Below are 1,157 nucleotides of genomic sequence, written 5' to 3'. Positions count from 1 at the left end.
GACCAGCGGTTCATCGAACAGAATCAATTCGGCATCTTTGACCAGCGCGCGAGCCATGGCCGTGCGCTGTTGCTGGCCGCCGGAGAGTTCGAGGGGATGGCGCTGGAGGAACTTCTCGATGCGCAGCATCTTCGCGGTTTCCAGCACTTTGCTCTGGATCACTTCATTGGAAACACCGCTCTGGCGCAATGGCGAGGCAATGTTTTCGAAGACAGTCATGGTCGGGTAATTGATGAACTGTTGATAGACCATCGACACGTTGCGCAGCCGTACAGGGCGCTGGGTGACGTCGACGCCATTCATCAGGATGCGGCCGCTGTCGGGCTTGTCCAGACCGGCCATCAGGCGCATCAGACTGGTTTTGCCGGACAGCGTGCGCCCGAGCAAAACGTTGAAGGAACCGGGTTCAAAACTCAGGCAGGCATCATCGATCCAGGTCTGGCCCTCGACGGTGCGGCTGACGTGCTCCAGGGTTAATGACATGGCTCGGCCTTTTTTATTATTTGGAGTCAAGCGACCGGGGATACAAAGCGAGTTTCATGCCAAAAATGGCAAGCCATTGATCTGGCTGGAAAATCCTTGAGTGAGCGGAGTGAGTGCTTTCGTTGCTGAACAGAAATGAACAACCGTGATTGAACAACTGAACAATCCAGCCGTTGACAATGAACAATAGTGAACAACACTCTACACACCGTTTTGCTGCGCAGAATCCTGAAATACACACGCCTTATGTAGCAGCTGCCGAAGGCTGCGACCGGCGGCGAAGCCGTCGTAAAATCAGGCGCCACGGTGTATCAGGATGACCGCGTATTCAGGGTTTACGACGACTGCGTCGCCGAACGCAGGCTTCGCCAGCTGCTACATGAATCGCGTTACTCATAAAAATAATAATGCTCAGAGATCGACTGCCATGGCCGCACCCGCCTCGCCGCTCTCCCACGACGCCGTCATTCAGGACTCTTGGTCCCGCTGCCGCGCGTTCGGCCTCAACCATCAGAGCGCCCCGGCGTTCGATCAATTGCCGGCCGAAGGCATCGCACAATTGCTGGAGAGCCAACATTCGCTGGTGCAGACCACGCACCAGGAAGTGCTGCCGTATTACGAAAACATCCTGAGCAATTCCAACTGCTTGATCATGCTTGCCGACAATCAAGGCC

General features: G+C 55.6%; 1 protein-coding gene and 1 pseudogene. One reads left to right on the top strand and one right to left on the bottom strand.

Features of this window, described 5'->3' with window-relative positions:
• A partial coding sequence (locus AC1DRJ_RS28785; RefSeq protein WP_477805126.1) for an ABC transporter ATP-binding protein occupies positions 1-483 on the bottom strand: 483 nt, incomplete at its 3' end.
• Positions 484-910: 427 nt separating this feature from the next.
• Here AC1DRJ_RS28785 and AC1DRJ_RS28780 point away from each other — a divergent pair.
• A pseudogene (locus AC1DRJ_RS28780) lies at positions 911-1,157 on the top strand (sigma-54-dependent Fis family transcriptional regulator); the annotation flags it as partial.

Source organism: Pseudomonas sp. P5_B2, from assembly GCF_056400445.1.
The sequence above is the reverse complement of the archived record's forward strand: the minus strand, read 5'-3'. Positions and strand labels throughout refer to the sequence as shown.